This is a genomic window from Streptomyces sp. NPDC056480 (assembly GCF_042795405.1).
Taxonomy (GTDB): Bacteria; Actinomycetota; Actinomycetes; order Streptomycetales; family Streptomycetaceae; genus Streptomyces.
This window is the reverse complement of sequence record NZ_JBHTSA010000022.1, coordinates 35,423-50,555: the sequence shown is the minus strand read 5'-3', so window position 1 is coordinate 50,555 and position 15,133 is coordinate 35,423. Positions and strand designations below refer to the sequence as shown.

The following is a 15,133-nucleotide window of genomic DNA, read 5'->3' as shown; positions in this document are numbered from 1 at the left end:
CATCACGAGGATTCGGGAACTCATCCACAATCACCTGCGCGGGTCGTTCGCATCACAGCGAATCCTTCGGCCACCGCACCTTGACGGCGCAGTGACGACCAGCGGTCTTTGGCTTCCTCGGAAGAGTACGTGACCGACACGCCCGGGGGCAAATCCGGCCTGACCGCCCCCGGACGCCTGCCGTGGGTCAGGCCTGACCGCCCCCTGCGCCGATGCCCTTCAGCATCTCGAAGAGGTCGACGGTGTCCTTGGCCGGCGGGGCCTGGACGGCGGCCTCGGAGCCGTAGTCGGAGAAGTGCATCCCCATCTTCACGGTGCCCTGCGCCGACTTCATGCCGATGTCCATCCGGGCCGGGTAGCCGTCCTCACGGACCCAGACCTCGGTGTCGTACGCCGTGATGCCGGCCTTCTTGACGCTCTCGACCAGGTCCGCGCGGTCCTTCTCGGACAGCACGTCCAGGGACTTGTTGGTGGCGACCATCTGCTCCAGGGTCAGCGTGCCCTTGTAGTGCTGGGTCTCGGCGCCGTCGACCTTCTCGGCACCGAGGTGCTTGAGGTCGGGCGAGTCGATGAGCAGGGCGAGCTGCTTGGCCGGGTCCTGGTTCATGTTCTCCAGGCCGCCGGTCATCGACTTCGACAGGGCCTTGTCGCCGGAGGCGGCCGCGGCGGCCTGCATGTCCAGCTTCATCCAGCGCTTGCCGTCCATCTGGGCGGCCTGCTCGGCACCCATGTCCATGTACATGACGTTGCCGAGCATGATCATGCGCATCTTGTCGGGGCCGCCGGCGTTGGCCGCGCCCAGCATCGAGCCCTTGACGGTGATGTCCATGACGGTCGGGTCCCAGCCCTGGACGCCGGTCATCTCCATGGTGCCGCCACCCTCGAGACCGGCCGGCAGCTCCATCGTCATCCGGATCTTCGCGGACTTGGCGGCCGAGGTCTTCTCGTACGCGGTCCGGATGACCTTCGTGATGTCGCCGAGGCTCTGCGTCTGCGCCGTGTCGGCGCCCGCGGCCTTCCCGTCCCCGTCCTGACACCCCGCGACTCCGGTGACGACGGCCACGGCCGTCACGGCGACGCCCGCGCGCTTCCATGCGGATACGTTCATCTGTTCCCCCACCCCTTGGACAGCTTCGTACGGTCCCTCGAACCGTAACAAAAGCCGGCCCCGCACCTCCGGAGAGGTGCGGGGCCGACTGACCACTCAGTGAGCCGGAAGGGCTCAGACCGCGGCCGGGTCCTCCTCGACGAGGAGGTTGCGGGTGCGGTTCGAGTCCAGCGGGATGCCGGGGCCCATCGTCGTCGTGATGGTCGCCTTCTTGATGTAGCGACCCTTCGCGGCGGACGGCTTCAGACGAAGGATCTCGTCCAGGGCCGCGGCGTAGTTCTCGACCAGCTTCGTGTCATCGAAGGAGACCTTGCCGATGATGAAGTGGAGGTTCGAGTGCTTGTCGACGCGGAACTCGATCTTGCCGCCCTTGATGTCGTTGACAGCCTTGGCGACATCGGGGGTGACGGTGCCGACCTTGGGGTTCGGCATGAGACCACGCGGGCCCAGGACGCGGCCGAGGCGGCCGACCTTGCCCATGAGGTCCGGGGTGGCCACAACGGCGTCGAACTCGTTCAGGCGGTTGCCCTTGGAGATCTCGTCGATGAGCTCGTCGGAGCCGACGATGTCGGCGCCCGCGGCGATCGCGGCCTCGGCACGGTCACCGGTCGCGAAGACCAGGACCCGGGCGGTCTTGCCGGTGCCGTGCGGAAGGTTCACGGTGCCACGGACCATCTGGTCGGCCTTGCGCGGGTCGACGCCCAGGCGGAAGGCGACCTCGACGGTGCCGTCGAACTTCGTGCTGGAGGTGTCCTTGGCGAGACGGACGGCCTCGAGAGGAGCGTAGAGCTTCTCGCTGTCGATCTTGGCGTCCGCTGCGCGGAGGGTCTTGCTGCGCTTCACTGCTTCTCCTGTTGGTTCAGGTGTGGAGTCGTGGTGCGGGCCGGCGCTGGCCCTACCACTAGGTCACGAGGGGGCTGATCAGCCCTCGACCGTGATGCCCATGGAACGGGCGGTGCCAGCGATGATCTTGGACGCGGCGTCCAGGTCGTTGGCGTTCAGGTCGGGGAGCTTGACCGTGGCGATCTCGCGGACCTGGGCAGCCGTGAGCTTGGCGACCTTGGTCTTGTGCGGCTCGCCGGAGCCCTTGTCCACACCAGCGGCCTTGAGGATCAGCTTGGCGGCCGGCGGAGTCTTGGTGATGAAGGTGAAGGAGCGGTCTTCGTAGACCGTGATCTCCACCGGCACGACCATGCCACGCTGCGACTCGGTCGCGGCGTTGTAGGCCTTGCAGAACTCCATGATGTTGACGCCGTGCTGGCCCAGCGCGGGACCGACCGGCGGGGCCGGGTTGGCCGCACCAGCGTTGATCTGGAGCTTGATAAGCCCCGTGACCTTCTTCTTCTTGGGAGGCATTGCTCTCTCCGGGTCCTAGTGAGAGTGTTCAGCCCGCCATCCGGTCATCCGGATGGAGGCATACCGCACAACGATAACGGGTATAGACGCGCGGCCAAAAACCGAGCAGGTCAGAGCGGCTGTAAGAGCCACTCTGACCTGGTCGGAAACTTGTGAGATCAGTTCTTCTGGATCTGGTCGAAGCTGAGCTCGACCGGGGTCTCGCGACCGAAGATCTCGACGAGGCCCTTGACCTTCTTCGAGTCGGGGTTGATCTCGTTGATGGTCGCCTGGAGGGTGGCGAAGGGGCCGTCGGTGACGGTGACCGAGTCGCCGACCTCGAAGTCCAGCACCTGGACCTCCAGCTTGCGGGCCGGAGCCGGCTTGCCCTCGGCCTCCGCGGCCTCGCGGGCGGCCTTCTCCTCGGCCTCGGGGGCGAGCATCTTGACGATCTCGTCCAGGGTCAGCGGGTACGGGTCGTAGGCGTTGCCCACGAAGCCGGTGACGCCGGGGGTGTTGCGGACGACGCCCCAGGACTCGTTCGTCAGGTCCATGCGGACGAGAACGTAGCCGGGAAGCTTGTTCTGCTTGACGTTCTTCCGCTCGCCGCCCTTGATCTGGACGATCTCTTCCTCGGGGACCTCGGCCTGGTAGATGAAGTCCTCGACGTTGAGCGAGACGGCACGCTGCTCGAGGTTGGCCTTCACGCGCTTCTCGTAGCCCGCGTAGGTGTGGATGACGTACCACTCGCCGGGCAGGGTGCGCAGCTCCTCGCGGAGCGCGGCGACCGGGTCGACCGGGGCGGCCGGCTCGGCCTCCTCCTCGGCGTCCTCGACCTCGTCGGCGACGGACTCGTCGTCCTCGTCAGCCTCGACCTCGGCGTCCTCGTCAGCCTCGGCCTCGACCTCGGCGTCCTCGTCGGACTCCGCCTCGTCCTGGTCCTCGTCCTCGACCTCGAGAGCGGCTTCCTCGGCGGCCTCGCCGGCAACGTCGTCAGCAGCGTCTGCCTGGTCCTCGTCGGCGGCCTCGACGATGTCCAGCTCGTCCTCGACGGACTCGGACTCGAAGGCGTCGTTCAGGTTCGCGTCAGACACGGTGGCTGCTTCTTCCTGCGATACAGATGGGGTGGAACAAAAAGTCAGCCGAAGACGTACTTGACTGCTTCCTGGAAGCCATAGTCAATCACGGTGACAAGGCCGATCATGATGACGACGAAGACAATCACCACGGTGGTGTACGTCGAAAGCTGGCTGCGCGTGGGCCAGACGACCTTGCGGAGCTCGGCGACGATCTGTCGGTAGAAGAGCGCGAGACGGCCCAGGGGGCCCTTCTTTCCGCGCTTGCCGCCCTTGCGGGACTTCTTCTTCGACTCGGAGGCCTCGTCATCGGCATCAGGCATGTCGATGGAGCCTACGGCGTCCGTCACGATCTCTCACCTGATTCCGGGTCGGCCGTGCCGCGCCCGGGTGGAGCCGCACGGCGGTGCAATGAAGTACGTACATGCGCACAACACCTGGCGGTGTGTGTAGCAGGGCCGGAGGGACTTGAACCCCCAACCGCCGGTTTTGGAGACCGGTGCTCTACCAATTGAGCTACGACCCTTTGTTGGTGTCCCTCAACGTACCGCATCGTGAGATGTGGTCGCTGCGGGCCAACGAGGAGTGAGCATACGTGGTCAGGGGCCCCCGCGTCGAACAGAAACCACGACCGACCTGCCGCCGGACGCGCGTACGACCGGTAATGACCGTTCCTGTCCGGTCCGTGAAACCTGTGTGCCGGGCCTTGATGGGGTCTGGGACGATGGGCCGCATGAGCGCTGCTACCCCTCCCACCGAGCGTCGGGTCTCCGCCCGGATCGGTGCGATCTCCGAGTCCGCCACCCTCGCCGTCGACGCCAAGGCCAAGGCCCTCAAGGCCGCCGGGCGCCCGGTGATCGGTTTCGGCGCGGGTGAGCCCGACTTCCCGACCCCGGACTACATCGTCGACGCGGCCGTCGAGGCCTGCAAGAACCCGAAGTACCACCGCTACACGCCGGCCGGCGGCCTGCCGGAGCTGAAGGCCGCCATCGCCGCCAAGACGCTGCGCGACTCCGGTTACGAGGTCGACGCCTCCCAGGTCCTGGTGACCAACGGCGGCAAGCAGGCGATCTACGAGGCGTTCGCCGCGATCCTCGACCCGGGCGACGAGGTCATCGTCCCGGCGCCGTACTGGACGACGTACCCGGAGTCGATCCGCCTCGCGGGCGGTGTCCCGGTGGACGTCGTGGCCGACGAGACCACCGGTTACCGGGTCTCGGTGGAGCAGCTGGAGGCGGCCCGCACGGAGCGGACCAAGGTCGTCCTCTTCGTCTCGCCGTCCAACCCGACCGGCGCGGTGTACAGCGAGGCCGACGCCGAGGCGATCGGCCGCTGGGCCGTCGAGCACGGCCTGTGGGTCCTCACCGACGAGATCTACGAGCACCTCGTCTACGGCGACGCGAAGTTCACCTCGCTGCCGGCGATCGTCCCCGAGCTGCGCGACAAGTGCATCGTGGTCAACGGTGTGGCGAAGACGTACGCGATGACGGGCTGGCGCGTCGGGTGGATCGTGGGCCCGAAGGACGTCGTGAAGGCCGCGACGAACCTCCAGTCGCACGCCACGTCCAACGTGAGCAACGTGGCGCAGGTCGCCGCCCTCGCCGCCGTCTCGGGCAACCTGGACGCCGTCGCGGAGATGCGGACCGCCTTCGACCGCCGCCGCCAGACGATCGTGCGGATGCTCAACGAGATCGAGGGCGTGTTCTGCCCGACGCCGGAGGGCGCGTTCTACGCGTACCCCTCGGTGAAGGCCCTGCTCGGCAAGGAGATCCGCGGCAAGCGCCCGCAGACCTCCGTCGAGCTGGCCGCCCTGATCCTGGACGAGGCCGAGGTCGCGGTCGTCCCCGGCGAGGCCTTCGGCACGCCTGGCTACCTGCGCCTGTCGTACGCGCTGGGTGACGAGGACCTGGTGGAGGGCGTGTCCCGCCTCCAGAAGCTCCTCGCCGAGGCGACGGACTGATCGCACTCCTCGCGGGCCCCCGGTTCCTCGGAGCCGGGGGCCCGTTTTTGCGTTCTAGCAAGGTCCCGATCGGGGAAACGGGGTGCCTTCGTCCATTCGGGTGCGGCAGGATCAGCCGATGGAGCACGTTTACCGCGATCTCACCCAGCTGCCCAAGGCCCATCTGCACCTGCACTTCACCGGTTCGATGCGGCCCACCACCCTGATCGAGCTGGCCGACAAGTACGGCGTGCACCTTCCCGAGGCGCTGAGCAGTGGCACGCCTCCGAAGCTGCGGGCCACCGACGAGCGCGGCTGGTTCCGCTTCCAGCGGCTGTACGACATCGCCCGCTCCTGCCTGCGCGCCCCCGAGGACATCCAGCGGCTCGTCCGCGAGGCGGCCCAGGAGGACGTCCGGGACGGCTCGGGCTGGCTGGAGATCCAGGTCGACCCCACCTCGTACGCCCCGCACCTCGGCGGACTCATCCCCGCCCTGGAGATCATCCTCGACGCGGTCGACGCGGCCTCGCGGGAGACCGGGCTCGGGATGCGGGTGCTCGTCGCGGCGAACCGGATGAAGCACCCCCTGGAGGCGCGGACGCTCGCCCGGCTCGCGGTGCGGTTCGCGGACCGCGGCGTGGTCGGCTTCGGGCTCTCCAACGACGAGCGGCGCGGGCTGGCGCGGGACTTCGACCGGGCCTTCGCCATCGCGCGCGACGGCGGCCTGCTCGCGGCCCCGCACGGCGGCGAGCTGACGGGTCCGGCGTCGGTACGGGACTGCCTGGACGATCTGCGGGCCTCGCGGGTCGGCCACGGGGTCCGGTCCGCCGAGGACCCGCGACTGCTGCGCAAGCTCGCGGAGCGCGGGGTGACCTGCGAGGTCTGCCCGGCGTCCAATGTGGCCCTCGGGGTGTACGAGAAGCACGAGGACGTCCCGCTGCGGACGCTCTTCGACGCGGGGGTGCCGATGGCCCTCGGCGCGGACGACCCGCTTCTCTTCGGCTCCCGCCTGGCGGCGCAGTACGAGATCGCCCGCAGGCACCACGGCTTCACGGACCCGGAACTGGCGGAACTGGCCCGGCAGTCGGTCCGGGGCTCGGCGGCGCCGGAGGACATCAGGGAGAAGCTGCTGGCCGGGATCGACGACTGGCTGGCCGTCCCGGTGGGGTGAAGCGGTGCAGCGGGGGCCGGGCCTGGAACCCGATGTCCACCTCGGTGCGGTCCCACCCGGACACGGGCTGCTCCAGGAACGGGGTCAGTGAGGCGAGCAGGACGTCGTGGCCCTTCGGAGCCCGCTCGTGCAGCGGCCCGTGTCCGGCCGCCAGGGCGAGTTCCCCTGCGGCGGCGCAGAACACGTCCCGGTCGCCGAGGAGGAAGAGCGTGCGGGCGTGCACGGCGGGCCGGAGCCGTCCGGCGATCCGCTCGGGGGCCGCTTCCCAGGCGGCGGCGCGGTCGGCGGTGCGCCGCTCGTCGGTACGGAGGGTCAGCGGCCGCCCGTCGCGGAGCCGGCCGCGCAGCGCGGGCCAGGCGGAGGGGCGCAGGCCGCCGGTGTCCCGGTGGGCCAGGACGAGGTCGACGGGGGTGCCCGGCGCGTAGGCGCGCGGCAGGCTGTCGCGCAGCGGGACGTGGACGAGCGTGTGCCGGGAGAACGCGGCGAAGGAGAAGAGCGCGGCGAGCCGGGCGAGGCCGTCGTGGTCGCCGACGAGATAGCCCCAGCGGTCGTGGAGGGGCGAGTTGAGCGTGGTGTGCCGGAGCGGGGGCCACGGCCGGACGACCCGGTGCTCGCGCTCGCCCGCGCGGATCCGGTACTCCCGGGCCTTGAGGCGCATCCGGAAAGACTGCGGCCCCGCGCGGGTCCCGCACAAACGCTTTAGAGGCTGACGCCGACCGTCACGGGCTCGTTGACCAGGGTGATCCCGAACGCCTCGTGGACTCCGGCCACGACCTCACGGGCCAGCGCGAGCAGGTCCTCGGTGGTCGCCTCGCCCCGGTTGGTCAGCGCGAGCGTGTGCTTGGTGGAGATCCGCGCGGGCCCGGAGCCGTACCCCTTGGTGAACCCGGCCTTGTCGATCAGCCAGGCGGCGGAGGTCTTCACGGCGCCGTCCTCGCCCGCGGGAAAGGCCGGCGGGGTGACGTCGGCGCCGAGGCGCGCGGTCACGCGCGTGAGGAAGGTCTCGTACTCCCCCGCCGTGAGGATCGGGTTGGTGAAGAAGGAGCCGGCGGACCAGGTGTCGTGGTCCGCGGGGTCCAGGACCATGCCCTTGCCGGCGCGCAGCCGCAGGACGGTCTCGCGGGCCCGCGCGAGCGGCACCCGGTCGCCCGCCCCGACGCCGAGGGCGCGGGCGGTCTCGGCGTACTTGACCGGCGCGGACAGGCCGTCCGCGTCCTCCAGCTCGAAGCGGACCCGGAGCACCACGTACCGCTCGGGGTGCTCCTTGAAGAGGCTGTGGCGGTACGAGAAGGCGCACTCGGCGTTGGTGAGGGTGACGGTCTCCTCGGCGCGCCGGTCGTAGGCGACGACCTCGGTCACGGTGGCGGAGACGTCCTGCCCGTACGCGCCGACGTTCTGGATCGGGGTGGCGCCGGCCGAGCCGGGGATGCCGGCCAGGCACTCGATCCCGGCGAGCCCGGCCTCGACGGTGCGGGCGACGGCGTCGGTCCAGACCTCGCCGGCGGCGAGTTCCAGCGTGGTCCCGTCGAGGGCGAAGCCCTCGGTCGCGATCCGCAGGGCGGTGCCGTCGAAGCCCTTGTCGCCGATGACGAGGTTGGACCCGCCGCCGATGATCAGCAGCGGCGTCCCCGTGGCGTCGGCCTCGCGTACGGCCGCGACCACCTCGTCGTCCGTGGTGGCGGTGACGAGCCGGGCCGCGGGACCGCCGAGCCGGAAGGTGGTCAGGGGCGCGAGGGGGGCGTCGAGAAGAGGCTGCACGGGCTCAAGAGTACGGGGCCGTCCCGGCCGGGAGACGTTTCGTCTCCGGGCCGGGACGGCGCGGGGCCCGCTCACACGGCGACCGGGTCCTTCTCCCCGGCCGCCGCCTCGGCCGCCGCCTCCGCCTTCCGCCGGGCCTCCTGGCGCCGCGAGGGCGCGAACAGCACCGCCACCGCGCCGAGGGCCACCGCCCCCGCGCCGACCCACAGCGCGGGCAGCAGGCCGTCGACGAAGCTCTGGCCGGATTCGTAGCCGCCCTGGGCGGCGAAGATCGAGGCCATCACGGCGACGCCGAGCGCGCCGCCGACCTCGCGCAGCGCGTTGTTGGCGCCGGAGGCGATGCCCTGCTCGGACGGGCGGACGCTGGACATCACGAGGTTGGCCGCCGGTGCGAAGTACAGCGCCATGCCGATGCCGCTCACGACGAGGGCGGGGAGCTGGGCGGCGTACGAGGCGTCGGGGGTCAGGACGAGCGCGAACCAGGCGAGGCCGACCGCCTGGAGGGCGAGGCCCGCGGCGACGACCGGGCGGCCGCCGACGCGGTCGGAGACGGCGCCGGCGAGCGGCGCGACGATCATCGGCATGCCGGTCCAGGGGAGCATCCGCAGCCCGGCCTCGGTGGGCGAGTAGCCGAGGACGCCCTGCATGTACTGGCTGAGCAGGAAGATCGAGCCGAACATGCCGAGGAACATCAGCAGGCTGGCCGCGTTGATCCCGGCGAAGGCCCGGTTGCGGAAGAGCCGCATGGGCAGCATCGGGGCCTTGGCGCGTATGCCGTGGCGGATGAATCCGCCGAGGAGCGCGGTGCCGGCGATCAGTCCGGTGAGGACGGTCAGGGAGGTCCAGCCGTCGATCGGGCCTCGGATCAGCGCGTACACGATGCCGAAGAGGCCGCCGCTGGCGAGGAGGGTACCGGTGATGTCGAGCGGGGCGCCGGTGCCGTGCGACTCGGCGAGGCGCAGCCGGGCGAGCGGCAGCAGGGCGAGGCCGAGCGGGACGTTCAGCCAGAAGATCCACTGCCAGGAGAGGTGCTCGGTGAGGACGCCGCCGATGAGGGGGCCCGAGGCGACGGCGAGTCCTTGTACGGCGCCCCAGACGCCGAAGGCCGTGCCGCGCTTGGCGGCCGGGACGGCCGCGGTGAGCAGGGTGAGCGTGAGCGGCATCATGATCGCGGCACCGACGCCCTGGACGGCGCGGGCGGCGATCAGCGCGTCGATGCCGGGGGCGAGGGCGGCCGCGGCGGAGGCGCCGGTGAAGACGGCGAGTCCGACGAGGAGGAGGCGGCGGCGGCCGAAGCGGTCGCCGAGGGCGGCGCCGAACATGAGCAGGACGGCGAACGTGAGGGTGTACGCGCTCACCGTCCATTCGAGGTCGTGGAGTGCGCCGCCGAGGTCCTCGCGGATCGAGGGGAGGGCGGTGGTGACGACGAGGTTGTCAAGGGCCGCCATGAAGCCTGCGGCGCTGGTGATGACGAGTGCCCAGGCGGCGGAACCGCGGCGGGCTGCTGGCTGGTTCATGACTGCCCCTCGGATCTCAGGTTAGTTATTGCTGACTAACTTTCACGATCATGAAAATGCCGTCAGGCGCGGCGATGGCGCCCCTACTTCTCCAGACGGCCGAGACGGCGGGCCGAAGGGTAGAGCCCCTCCCAGACCCGGTGCTCGGGGGGAAAGCCCATGGCGACGAGGGTGTTGATGAGCATCCCGTACGCCAGGAAGGTCGTCGTCTCGTCGGCGTCCGCGCCGAGCGCGAGGTGGACGGTCTCCCAGAGACCCGTCCAGCCGGCCCGCACGGCCTCGCCGAACTCGTGATCGCCGGCCGCCTCGGCGGCGGCGACGGTCACGTACACCTGCATCTGCATCAGGAGCCGGTCGGGATCCTCGGTGATGATCCTGGTGTACGCGTTGGCCATGGCACGCAGGGCCTCCTCGCCCGACAGCCCCTCCGAGGCCTCCTCGAAGACCCGGACGGTGTCGCCGATGCAGCGCTCGGAGGCGGCCAGGAAGATGGCCTTCTTGCCGGGGAAGAGCCGGAAGAGGTACGGCTGCGAGACGCCGACGCGCTTGGCGATCGCCTCGGTGGACGTGCCGTAGTACCCGCCGCGGCTGAACTCGCTCATCGCCGCGCGAATGACGCTCTCGCGCCGCTCCTCCGCACTCATCCTGGCCATGAAACCAAGTTAGTACTCAATCACTAACTTGGTCAAGAGCGAGCCGGGGCGGCCGCTTCCCGCAGCCGCCCTCTGGTCCCTGCGCGAGCCGGACCGGTCCCTACGCGAGCCGGACCGGTCCCTACGCGAGCCGGACCACGGCCCGGGACATGCCCAGGACCTTCTGGCCCGCGCACATCGCGGTCAGGTCGACCCGCACCTGCTGGTCGTCCAGCTTCGCGGCGACCTTGGCGCTGACCTCGATCAGCGCACCGGTCCCGTCATCGGGGACGACGACGGGCTTGGTGAAGCGGACGCCGTACTCGACGACGGCGGCGGGGTCGCCGGCCCAGTCGGTGACGACGCGGATCGCCTCGGCCATGGTGAACATGCCGTGGGCGATGACGTCGGGGAGGCCGACCTCCACCGCGAACTTCTCGTTCCAGTGGATCGGGTTGAAGTCCCCGGAGGCGCCGGCGTACCGGACGAGTGTGGCGCGGGTCACGGGAAAGGTCTGCGCGGGCAGCTCGGTGCCGACCTCGACCTCGTCGTAGGCGATCTTCGCGGTCATGGTCAGGCCCCCTCGGGTGCGCGGGAGACGAGCTTCGTCCAGGCGGTCACGACGTGCTCGCCGGACTCGTCGTGGACCTCGCCGCGGATGTCCAGGATGTCGTTGCCCGCGAGGGACTTGATCGCCTCGATGGTGGAGGTGACCGAGAGCCGGTCCCCGGCACGCACCGGCCGCGTGTAGGCGAACTTCTGGTCGCCGTGGACGACCCGGCTGTAGTCGAGCCCCAGCTGGGGGTCCTCGATGACCGCGCCGGCCGCCTTGAACGTGATGGCGAACACGAAGGTCGGCGGAGCGATCACATCGGGGTGCCCGAACTCCTTGGCCGCTTCCTGGTCGACATAGGCGGGATTCACGTCCCCGATCGCCTCGGCGAACTCGCGGATCTTCTCGCGGCCGACCTCGTAGGCCGGGGTGGGCGGATAGGTCCGGCCCACGAAGGACTGGTCGAGCGCCATGGACTCGATACCTCCTGGATTTGTTGCCGACAAACGACACGAGGCCGCCCCCGAGTGGGGACGGCCTCGTGTACGAGCCTGGTTAGCGCGTCTCGCGGTGTGCAGTGTGCGAGTTGCAGCGGGGGCAGTGCTTCTTCATCTCAAGACGGTCCGGGTTGTTACGCCGGTTCTTCTTGGTGATGTAGTTCCGCTCCTTGCACTCCACGCAGGCCAGCGTGATCTTCGGGCGGACGTCGGTGGCAGCCACGTGAGTGCTCCTTGGACGGATGGGACGGATGAACGCATAAAAGAGTAGCCGATCGAAGGACCGACCCCACAATCGGCTACCGTGTGTAGCGGTGACCGGACTTGAACCGGTGACACAGCGATTATGAGCCGCTTGCTCTACCGACTGAGCTACACCGCTTTGATGATCCGGATCCCGTCCGAAGACGGGTCCTTCTCACCAGAGCCCCAATACGGAATCGAACCGTAGACCTTCTCCTTACCATGGAGACGCTCTACCGACTGAGCTATTGGGGCGAGCGAGGAAGACATTACACGGTCTCCGGCCCATCACCCAAATCCGTTTCGCGACGCCCTCGCGACGCCCCCCACCAGGCGTCCCGTACGCCACTCGTGGCCTCATCGGTACGACTATTGCGCTCCTCCTCGAAGCTCGGTCCGAGCGCCCCTAGGCTCTGCCCCACGCTTCGTGATCTTGATCTTGAGGAGCCTTGAGGAGCCCCGATGTCAGCCGAAAGCAAGCAGCCCCAGCCGCCCGAGGACGGGGCAGCCACCACGGCCGACTCGACCTCGCTCCTGCTCTCCCACGCACGGCTCACCGACGGACGGACCGTGGACGTACGGCTCGTCGGCGGCCGCATCGAGGCGGTCGGCACGGCCGGCAGCCTCACCGCCGCGGGCGCGCGCGTGGACCTCGCCGGCTACCTGCTGCTGCCCGCCGCCGCCGAACCCCACGCCCACTCCGACACCGCGCTCTCCGCCGACTCCCCCGGCCCCGTCTCGTACGCCCCCGACGAGGTGCAGCGCCGGGCCACCGAGGCCGCGCTGCTCCAGCTCGGGCACGGCGCGACCGCGCAGCGCGCGCACGTCCGGATCGGCGACGTCCACGGACTCGGCCCGCTCGAAGCCGTCCTCCAGGCCCGGCGCTCGCTGCGCGGCCTCGTGGACCTCACCGCGGTCGCGGTGCCGAGGCTGCTCACCGGGGTGGCCGGCGCGGACGGTCTCGCGATGCTGCGGGACGCGGTGAAGATGGGCGCCGGAGTGGTGGGCGGCTGCCCGGACCTCGACCCGGACCCGGCGGGGTACGTGGAGGCGGTCCTGGAGGTCGCGGCCGAGCACGGCGTCCCCGTCGACCTGCACACCGACGGTGACGACCCGGCCCGGCTCGCCCGGCTCGCGGCGATGGCCGGCGGGCTGCGGCCCGGCGTGACGATCGGACCGTGCGCGGGCCTCGGCCGGCTCCCCGCCGACGTGGCGCGCCGGGCGGCGGACGGGCTCGCGGCGGCCGGCGTGACCGTGGTGTGCCTGCCGCAGGGCGGCTGCGCGGGCACGGAGCTGCGCGGAGCGGCACCGGTACGGCTGCTGCGGGCGGCCGGGGTGCGGCTCGCGGCGGGCAGCGGGGCGATGCGGGACGTGTCCAACCCGGTGGGGCGCGGCGATCCGCTGGAGGCGGCGTACCTCCTCGCCTCGCTCGGCGGGCTGCCGGCGGAGGAGGCGTACGCGGCGGTGAGCGCGGAGGCGAGGGCGGCGATGGGGCTGCCGGCGGTGCGGGTCGAGGCCGGCTTCCCTGCGGAGCTGCTCGCGGTGCGCGGCGAGCGCCTGTCGGGCGTGCTGTCCCTCGCGTACAGCCGGATCGTGGTGCACCGGGGCCGGGTCGTGGCCCGGACCAGCGCCGTCCGCGAGTACTGCGACTCGGCAGCGGCGCTCGACCTGCCCCGCCAGGCCCGTCCGGAGCGGCCGCCCGAGCCGGGAAGCCCTCCGGCCGGTCCCGTCGTACGGTCGTGAGTATGCGCATCGTCATCGCTGGAGGACACGGACAGATCGCCCTGCGCCTGGAGAGGCTGCTCTCGGCGCACGGGCACGAGGTCGCGGGGATCATCCGCAGACCGGAACAGGCCGGGGACCTGCGGGACGCGGGGGCCGAACCCCTCGTCCTGGACCTGGAGTCGGCTTCGGTCGAGATGGTCGCCGCCGTGCTCCAGGGCGCCGACGCGGCCGTCTTCGCGGCCGGCGCGGGCCCGGGCAGCGGCGTGGACCGCAAGGACACGGTGGACCGCGCGGCGGCGGTCCTGTTCGCCGACGCGGCCGAACGCGCGGGCGTACGCCGGTACATCGTCATCTCGTCGATGGGCGCGGACGCCACGCACACGGGCGACGGGGTCTTCGACGCCTACCTGCGCGCCAAGGGCGCGGCGGACGACGAGGTCCGCTCCCGTACGGCCCTGGACTGGACGATCCTGCGCCCCGGCAGCCTCACCGACGACGCGGGCACGGGCCTGGTCCGCCTGGAGGCCGACACGGGCCGCGGCCCGGTCCCCCGCGACGACGTGGCGGCGACGATCGCCGAACTCCTGGACACCCCGGCGACGGCCGGCCTGACCCTGGAACTGATCTCGGGCTCGACCCCGCTCTCGGTGGCGGTGAAGGACATGGCCGGAAACTGACGGGCCCGCCACCACCCGGAAACGAAGGAAGGCCCCCGGTGCAAGCACCGGGGACCTTCCGATTCGCGTGGCGACGCCAGGATTCGAACCTGGGTAGGCTAAGCCGACGGATTTACAGTCCGCTCCCATTGGCCACTCGGGCACATCGCCATGAGATCGCTGCCGTGGAGCCGCTTTTCGGCGGTGTTCCGTGGCAACGACGTAAACAATACCTGATCCCGGGGGGTGGTTCGCCACCCGGTTGATCAGCGGTTCGGGCCGTGGCTCACCCCCTAGGCTTTGGGCTGTACCCAAGCATCCGAGCAAGGAGCCACGAGTCATGGCCGACTCCAGTTTCGACATCGTGTCCAAGGTCGAGCGGCAGGAGGTCGACAACGCCCTCAACCAGGCCGTGAAGGAGATCTCGCAGCGCTACGACTTCAAGGGAACCAACGCCTCGATCTCGTGGTCGGGCGAGAAGATCCTCATGCAGGCCAACGGCGAGGAGCGCGTCATGGCGATCCTCGACATCTTCCAGACCAAGCTGATCAAGCGGGGCATCTCGCTGAAGTCGCTGGACGTCGAGGGTGAGCCGCAGCTGTCCGGCAAGGAGTACAAGCTCTTCGCGTCGGTGACCGAGGGCATCTCCCAGGAGAACGCCAAGAAGGTCGCGAAGGCCATCCGCGACGAGGGCCCCAAGGGCGTCAAGGCGCAGGTCCAGGGCGACGAGCTGCGGGTCAGCTCGAAGAGCCGGGACGACCTGCAGGCCGTGCAGGCGCTGCTCAAGGGCAAGGACTTCGACTTCGCGATCCAGTTCGTGAACTACCGCTGACCTCGTAGCGGGTCGTGAGGCTCGTGTCCGAATACCGCCAGCCCGAGGCGCGGCGGGCCCCGCACACTGGACGTGGAAGACCCGTGCGGGG

General features: G+C 70.3%; 17 protein-coding genes and 4 tRNA genes. 5 read left to right on the top strand and 16 right to left on the bottom strand.

Features of this window, described 5'->3' with window-relative positions:
- Positions 1 to 187: 187 nt before the first annotated feature.
- The 6 genes from ACFQ79_RS12815 to ACFQ79_RS12790 form a co-directional block, all read right to left on the bottom strand.
- Positions 188 to 1,108, bottom strand: a complete 921-nt coding sequence (locus tag ACFQ79_RS12815) for a hypothetical protein (RefSeq protein ID WP_383582151.1) — start codon at positions 1,106 to 1,108, stop codon at positions 188 to 190.
- Positions 1,109 to 1,222: 114 nt separating this feature from the next.
- Positions 1,223 to 1,951, bottom strand: a complete 729-nt coding sequence (gene rplA, locus ACFQ79_RS12810) for a 50S ribosomal protein L1 (protein WP_030318718.1) — start codon at positions 1,949 to 1,951, stop codon at positions 1,223 to 1,225.
- A 78-nt stretch (positions 1,952 to 2,029) separates the two neighbouring features.
- The gene (gene rplK, locus ACFQ79_RS12805) at positions 2,030 to 2,464 is read right to left on the bottom strand and encodes a 50S ribosomal protein L11 (protein ID WP_030318720.1); all 435 of its coding nucleotides are present in this window, start codon (positions 2,462 to 2,464) and stop codon (positions 2,030 to 2,032) included.
- A gap of 158 nt (positions 2,465 to 2,622) precedes the next feature.
- Entirely contained in the window at positions 2,623 to 3,537 is a 915-nt protein-coding gene (gene nusG, locus ACFQ79_RS12800; protein ID WP_383582149.1) for a transcription termination/antitermination protein NusG, read from the bottom strand.
- 44 nt (positions 3,538 to 3,581) lie between these two features.
- Entirely contained in the window at positions 3,582 to 3,869 is a 288-nt protein-coding gene (secE, locus tag ACFQ79_RS12795) for a preprotein translocase subunit SecE (protein ID WP_030318724.1), read from the bottom strand.
- Positions 3,870 to 3,972: 103 nt separating this feature from the next.
- A tRNA-Trp gene (locus ACFQ79_RS12790) sits at positions 3,973 to 4,045 on the bottom strand.
- A gap of 207 nt (positions 4,046 to 4,252) precedes the next feature.
- On the opposite strand from ACFQ79_RS12790, the gene ACFQ79_RS12785 reads away from it, so the two are divergent.
- A complete protein-coding gene (locus ACFQ79_RS12785) occupies positions 4,253 to 5,479 on the top strand; it encodes a pyridoxal phosphate-dependent aminotransferase (RefSeq protein WP_383582147.1) in 1,227 nt (408 codons plus the stop codon).
- A 118-nt stretch (positions 5,480 to 5,597) separates the two neighbouring features.
- Entirely contained in the window at positions 5,598 to 6,629 is a 1,032-nt protein-coding gene (locus ACFQ79_RS12780; RefSeq protein WP_383582144.1) for an adenosine deaminase, read from the top strand.
- On the opposite strand, the gene ACFQ79_RS12775 is transcribed toward ACFQ79_RS12780, so the two are convergent.
- The 9 genes from ACFQ79_RS12775 to ACFQ79_RS12735 form a co-directional block, all read right to left on the bottom strand.
- A complete protein-coding gene (locus ACFQ79_RS12775) occupies positions 6,574 to 7,287 on the bottom strand; it encodes a hypothetical protein (protein ID WP_383582141.1) in 714 nt (237 codons plus the stop codon). The genes ACFQ79_RS12780 and ACFQ79_RS12775 overlap by 56 nt on opposite strands.
- A 41-nt stretch (positions 7,288 to 7,328) precedes the next feature.
- A complete protein-coding gene (locus ACFQ79_RS12770) occupies positions 7,329 to 8,387 on the bottom strand; it encodes a UDP-N-acetylmuramate dehydrogenase (protein WP_383582139.1) in 1,059 nt (352 codons plus the stop codon).
- A gap of 71 nt (positions 8,388 to 8,458) precedes the next feature.
- Positions 8,459 to 9,904: an MFS transporter gene (locus tag ACFQ79_RS12765; RefSeq protein WP_383582136.1), complete on the bottom strand. Its 1,446-nt coding sequence runs from the start codon at positions 9,902 to 9,904 to the stop codon at positions 8,459 to 8,461.
- An 83-nt stretch (positions 9,905 to 9,987) separates the two neighbouring features.
- Entirely contained in the window at positions 9,988 to 10,557 is a 570-nt protein-coding gene (locus tag ACFQ79_RS12760) for a TetR/AcrR family transcriptional regulator (RefSeq protein WP_383582133.1), read from the bottom strand.
- Positions 10,558 to 10,678: 121 nt separating this feature from the next.
- Positions 10,679 to 11,107, bottom strand: coding sequence for a MaoC family dehydratase (locus ACFQ79_RS12755; RefSeq protein ID WP_383582130.1), 429 nt, complete (start codon positions 11,105 to 11,107; stop codon positions 10,679 to 10,681).
- Positions 11,108 to 11,109: 2 nt separating this feature from the next.
- The gene (locus ACFQ79_RS12750) at positions 11,110 to 11,562 is read right to left on the bottom strand and encodes a MaoC family dehydratase N-terminal domain-containing protein (protein WP_266968255.1); all 453 of its coding nucleotides are present in this window, start codon (positions 11,560 to 11,562) and stop codon (positions 11,110 to 11,112) included.
- 82 nt (positions 11,563 to 11,644) lie between these two features.
- On the bottom strand, positions 11,645 to 11,809 hold the full coding sequence (rpmG, locus tag ACFQ79_RS12745) for a 50S ribosomal protein L33 (RefSeq protein WP_003956487.1): 165 nt from the start codon (positions 11,807 to 11,809) through the stop codon (positions 11,645 to 11,647).
- Positions 11,810 to 11,895: 86 nt separating this feature from the next.
- A tRNA-Met gene (locus tag ACFQ79_RS12740) sits at positions 11,896 to 11,968 on the bottom strand.
- A 43-nt stretch (positions 11,969 to 12,011) separates the two neighbouring features.
- Positions 12,012 to 12,084, bottom strand: a tRNA-Thr gene (locus ACFQ79_RS12735).
- A 207-nt stretch (positions 12,085 to 12,291) separates the two neighbouring features.
- On the opposite strand from ACFQ79_RS12735, the gene ACFQ79_RS12730 reads away from it, so the two are divergent.
- Together ACFQ79_RS12730 and ACFQ79_RS12725 are read left to right on the top strand one after the other, a co-directional pair.
- The gene (locus tag ACFQ79_RS12730) at positions 12,292 to 13,572 is read left to right on the top strand and encodes an amidohydrolase family protein (RefSeq protein WP_383582126.1); all 1,281 of its coding nucleotides are present in this window, start codon (positions 12,292 to 12,294) and stop codon (positions 13,570 to 13,572) included.
- A gap of 2 nt (positions 13,573 to 13,574) precedes the next feature.
- The gene (locus ACFQ79_RS12725) at positions 13,575 to 14,231 is read left to right on the top strand and encodes an SDR family oxidoreductase (protein WP_383582123.1); all 657 of its coding nucleotides are present in this window, start codon (positions 13,575 to 13,577) and stop codon (positions 14,229 to 14,231) included.
- Between the two features lie 68 nt (positions 14,232 to 14,299).
- Here the strand turns inward: ACFQ79_RS12725 and ACFQ79_RS12720 are convergent.
- Positions 14,300 to 14,381 (bottom strand) — tRNA-Tyr (locus ACFQ79_RS12720).
- Positions 14,382 to 14,550: 169 nt separating this feature from the next.
- Here ACFQ79_RS12720 and ACFQ79_RS12715 point away from each other — a divergent pair.
- Positions 14,551 to 15,042, top strand: a complete 492-nt coding sequence (locus ACFQ79_RS12715; protein ID WP_015035522.1) for a YajQ family cyclic di-GMP-binding protein — start codon at positions 14,551 to 14,553, stop codon at positions 15,040 to 15,042.
- The last annotated feature ends 91 nt before the right edge of the window (positions 15,043 to 15,133 follow it).

Coding starts and splice junctions, on each gene's coding strand:
- ACFQ79_RS12815 (WP_383582151.1), bottom strand. CDS start 1,108: ATGAACGTATCCGCATGGAAGCGCGCGGGCGTCGCCGTGACGGCCGTG.
- rplK (WP_030318720.1), bottom strand. CDS start 2,464: ATGCCTCCCAAGAAGAAGAAGGTCACGGGGCTTATCAAGCTCCAGATC.
- ACFQ79_RS12785 (WP_383582147.1), top strand. CDS start 4,253: ATGAGCGCTGCTACCCCTCCCACCGAGCGTCGGGTCTCCGCCCGGATC.
- ACFQ79_RS12780 (WP_383582144.1), top strand. CDS start 5,598: ATGGAGCACGTTTACCGCGATCTCACCCAGCTGCCCAAGGCCCATCTG.
- ACFQ79_RS12775 (WP_383582141.1), bottom strand. CDS start 7,287: ATGCGCCTCAAGGCCCGGGAGTACCGGATCCGCGCGGGCGAGCGCGAG.
- ACFQ79_RS12765 (WP_383582136.1), bottom strand. CDS start 9,904: ATGAACCAGCCAGCAGCCCGCCGCGGTTCCGCCGCCTGGGCACTCGTC.
- ACFQ79_RS12760 (WP_383582133.1), bottom strand. CDS start 10,557: ATGGCCAGGATGAGTGCGGAGGAGCGGCGCGAGAGCGTCATTCGCGCG.
- ACFQ79_RS12755 (WP_383582130.1), bottom strand. CDS start 11,107: ATGACCGCGAAGATCGCCTACGACGAGGTCGAGGTCGGCACCGAGCTG.
- ACFQ79_RS12750 (WP_266968255.1), bottom strand. CDS start 11,562: ATGGCGCTCGACCAGTCCTTCGTGGGCCGGACCTATCCGCCCACCCCG.
- ACFQ79_RS12730 (WP_383582126.1), top strand. CDS start 12,292: ATGTCAGCCGAAAGCAAGCAGCCCCAGCCGCCCGAGGACGGGGCAGCC.
- ACFQ79_RS12725 (WP_383582123.1), top strand. CDS start 13,575: ATGCGCATCGTCATCGCTGGAGGACACGGACAGATCGCCCTGCGCCTG.
- ACFQ79_RS12715 (WP_015035522.1), top strand. CDS start 14,551: ATGGCCGACTCCAGTTTCGACATCGTGTCCAAGGTCGAGCGGCAGGAG.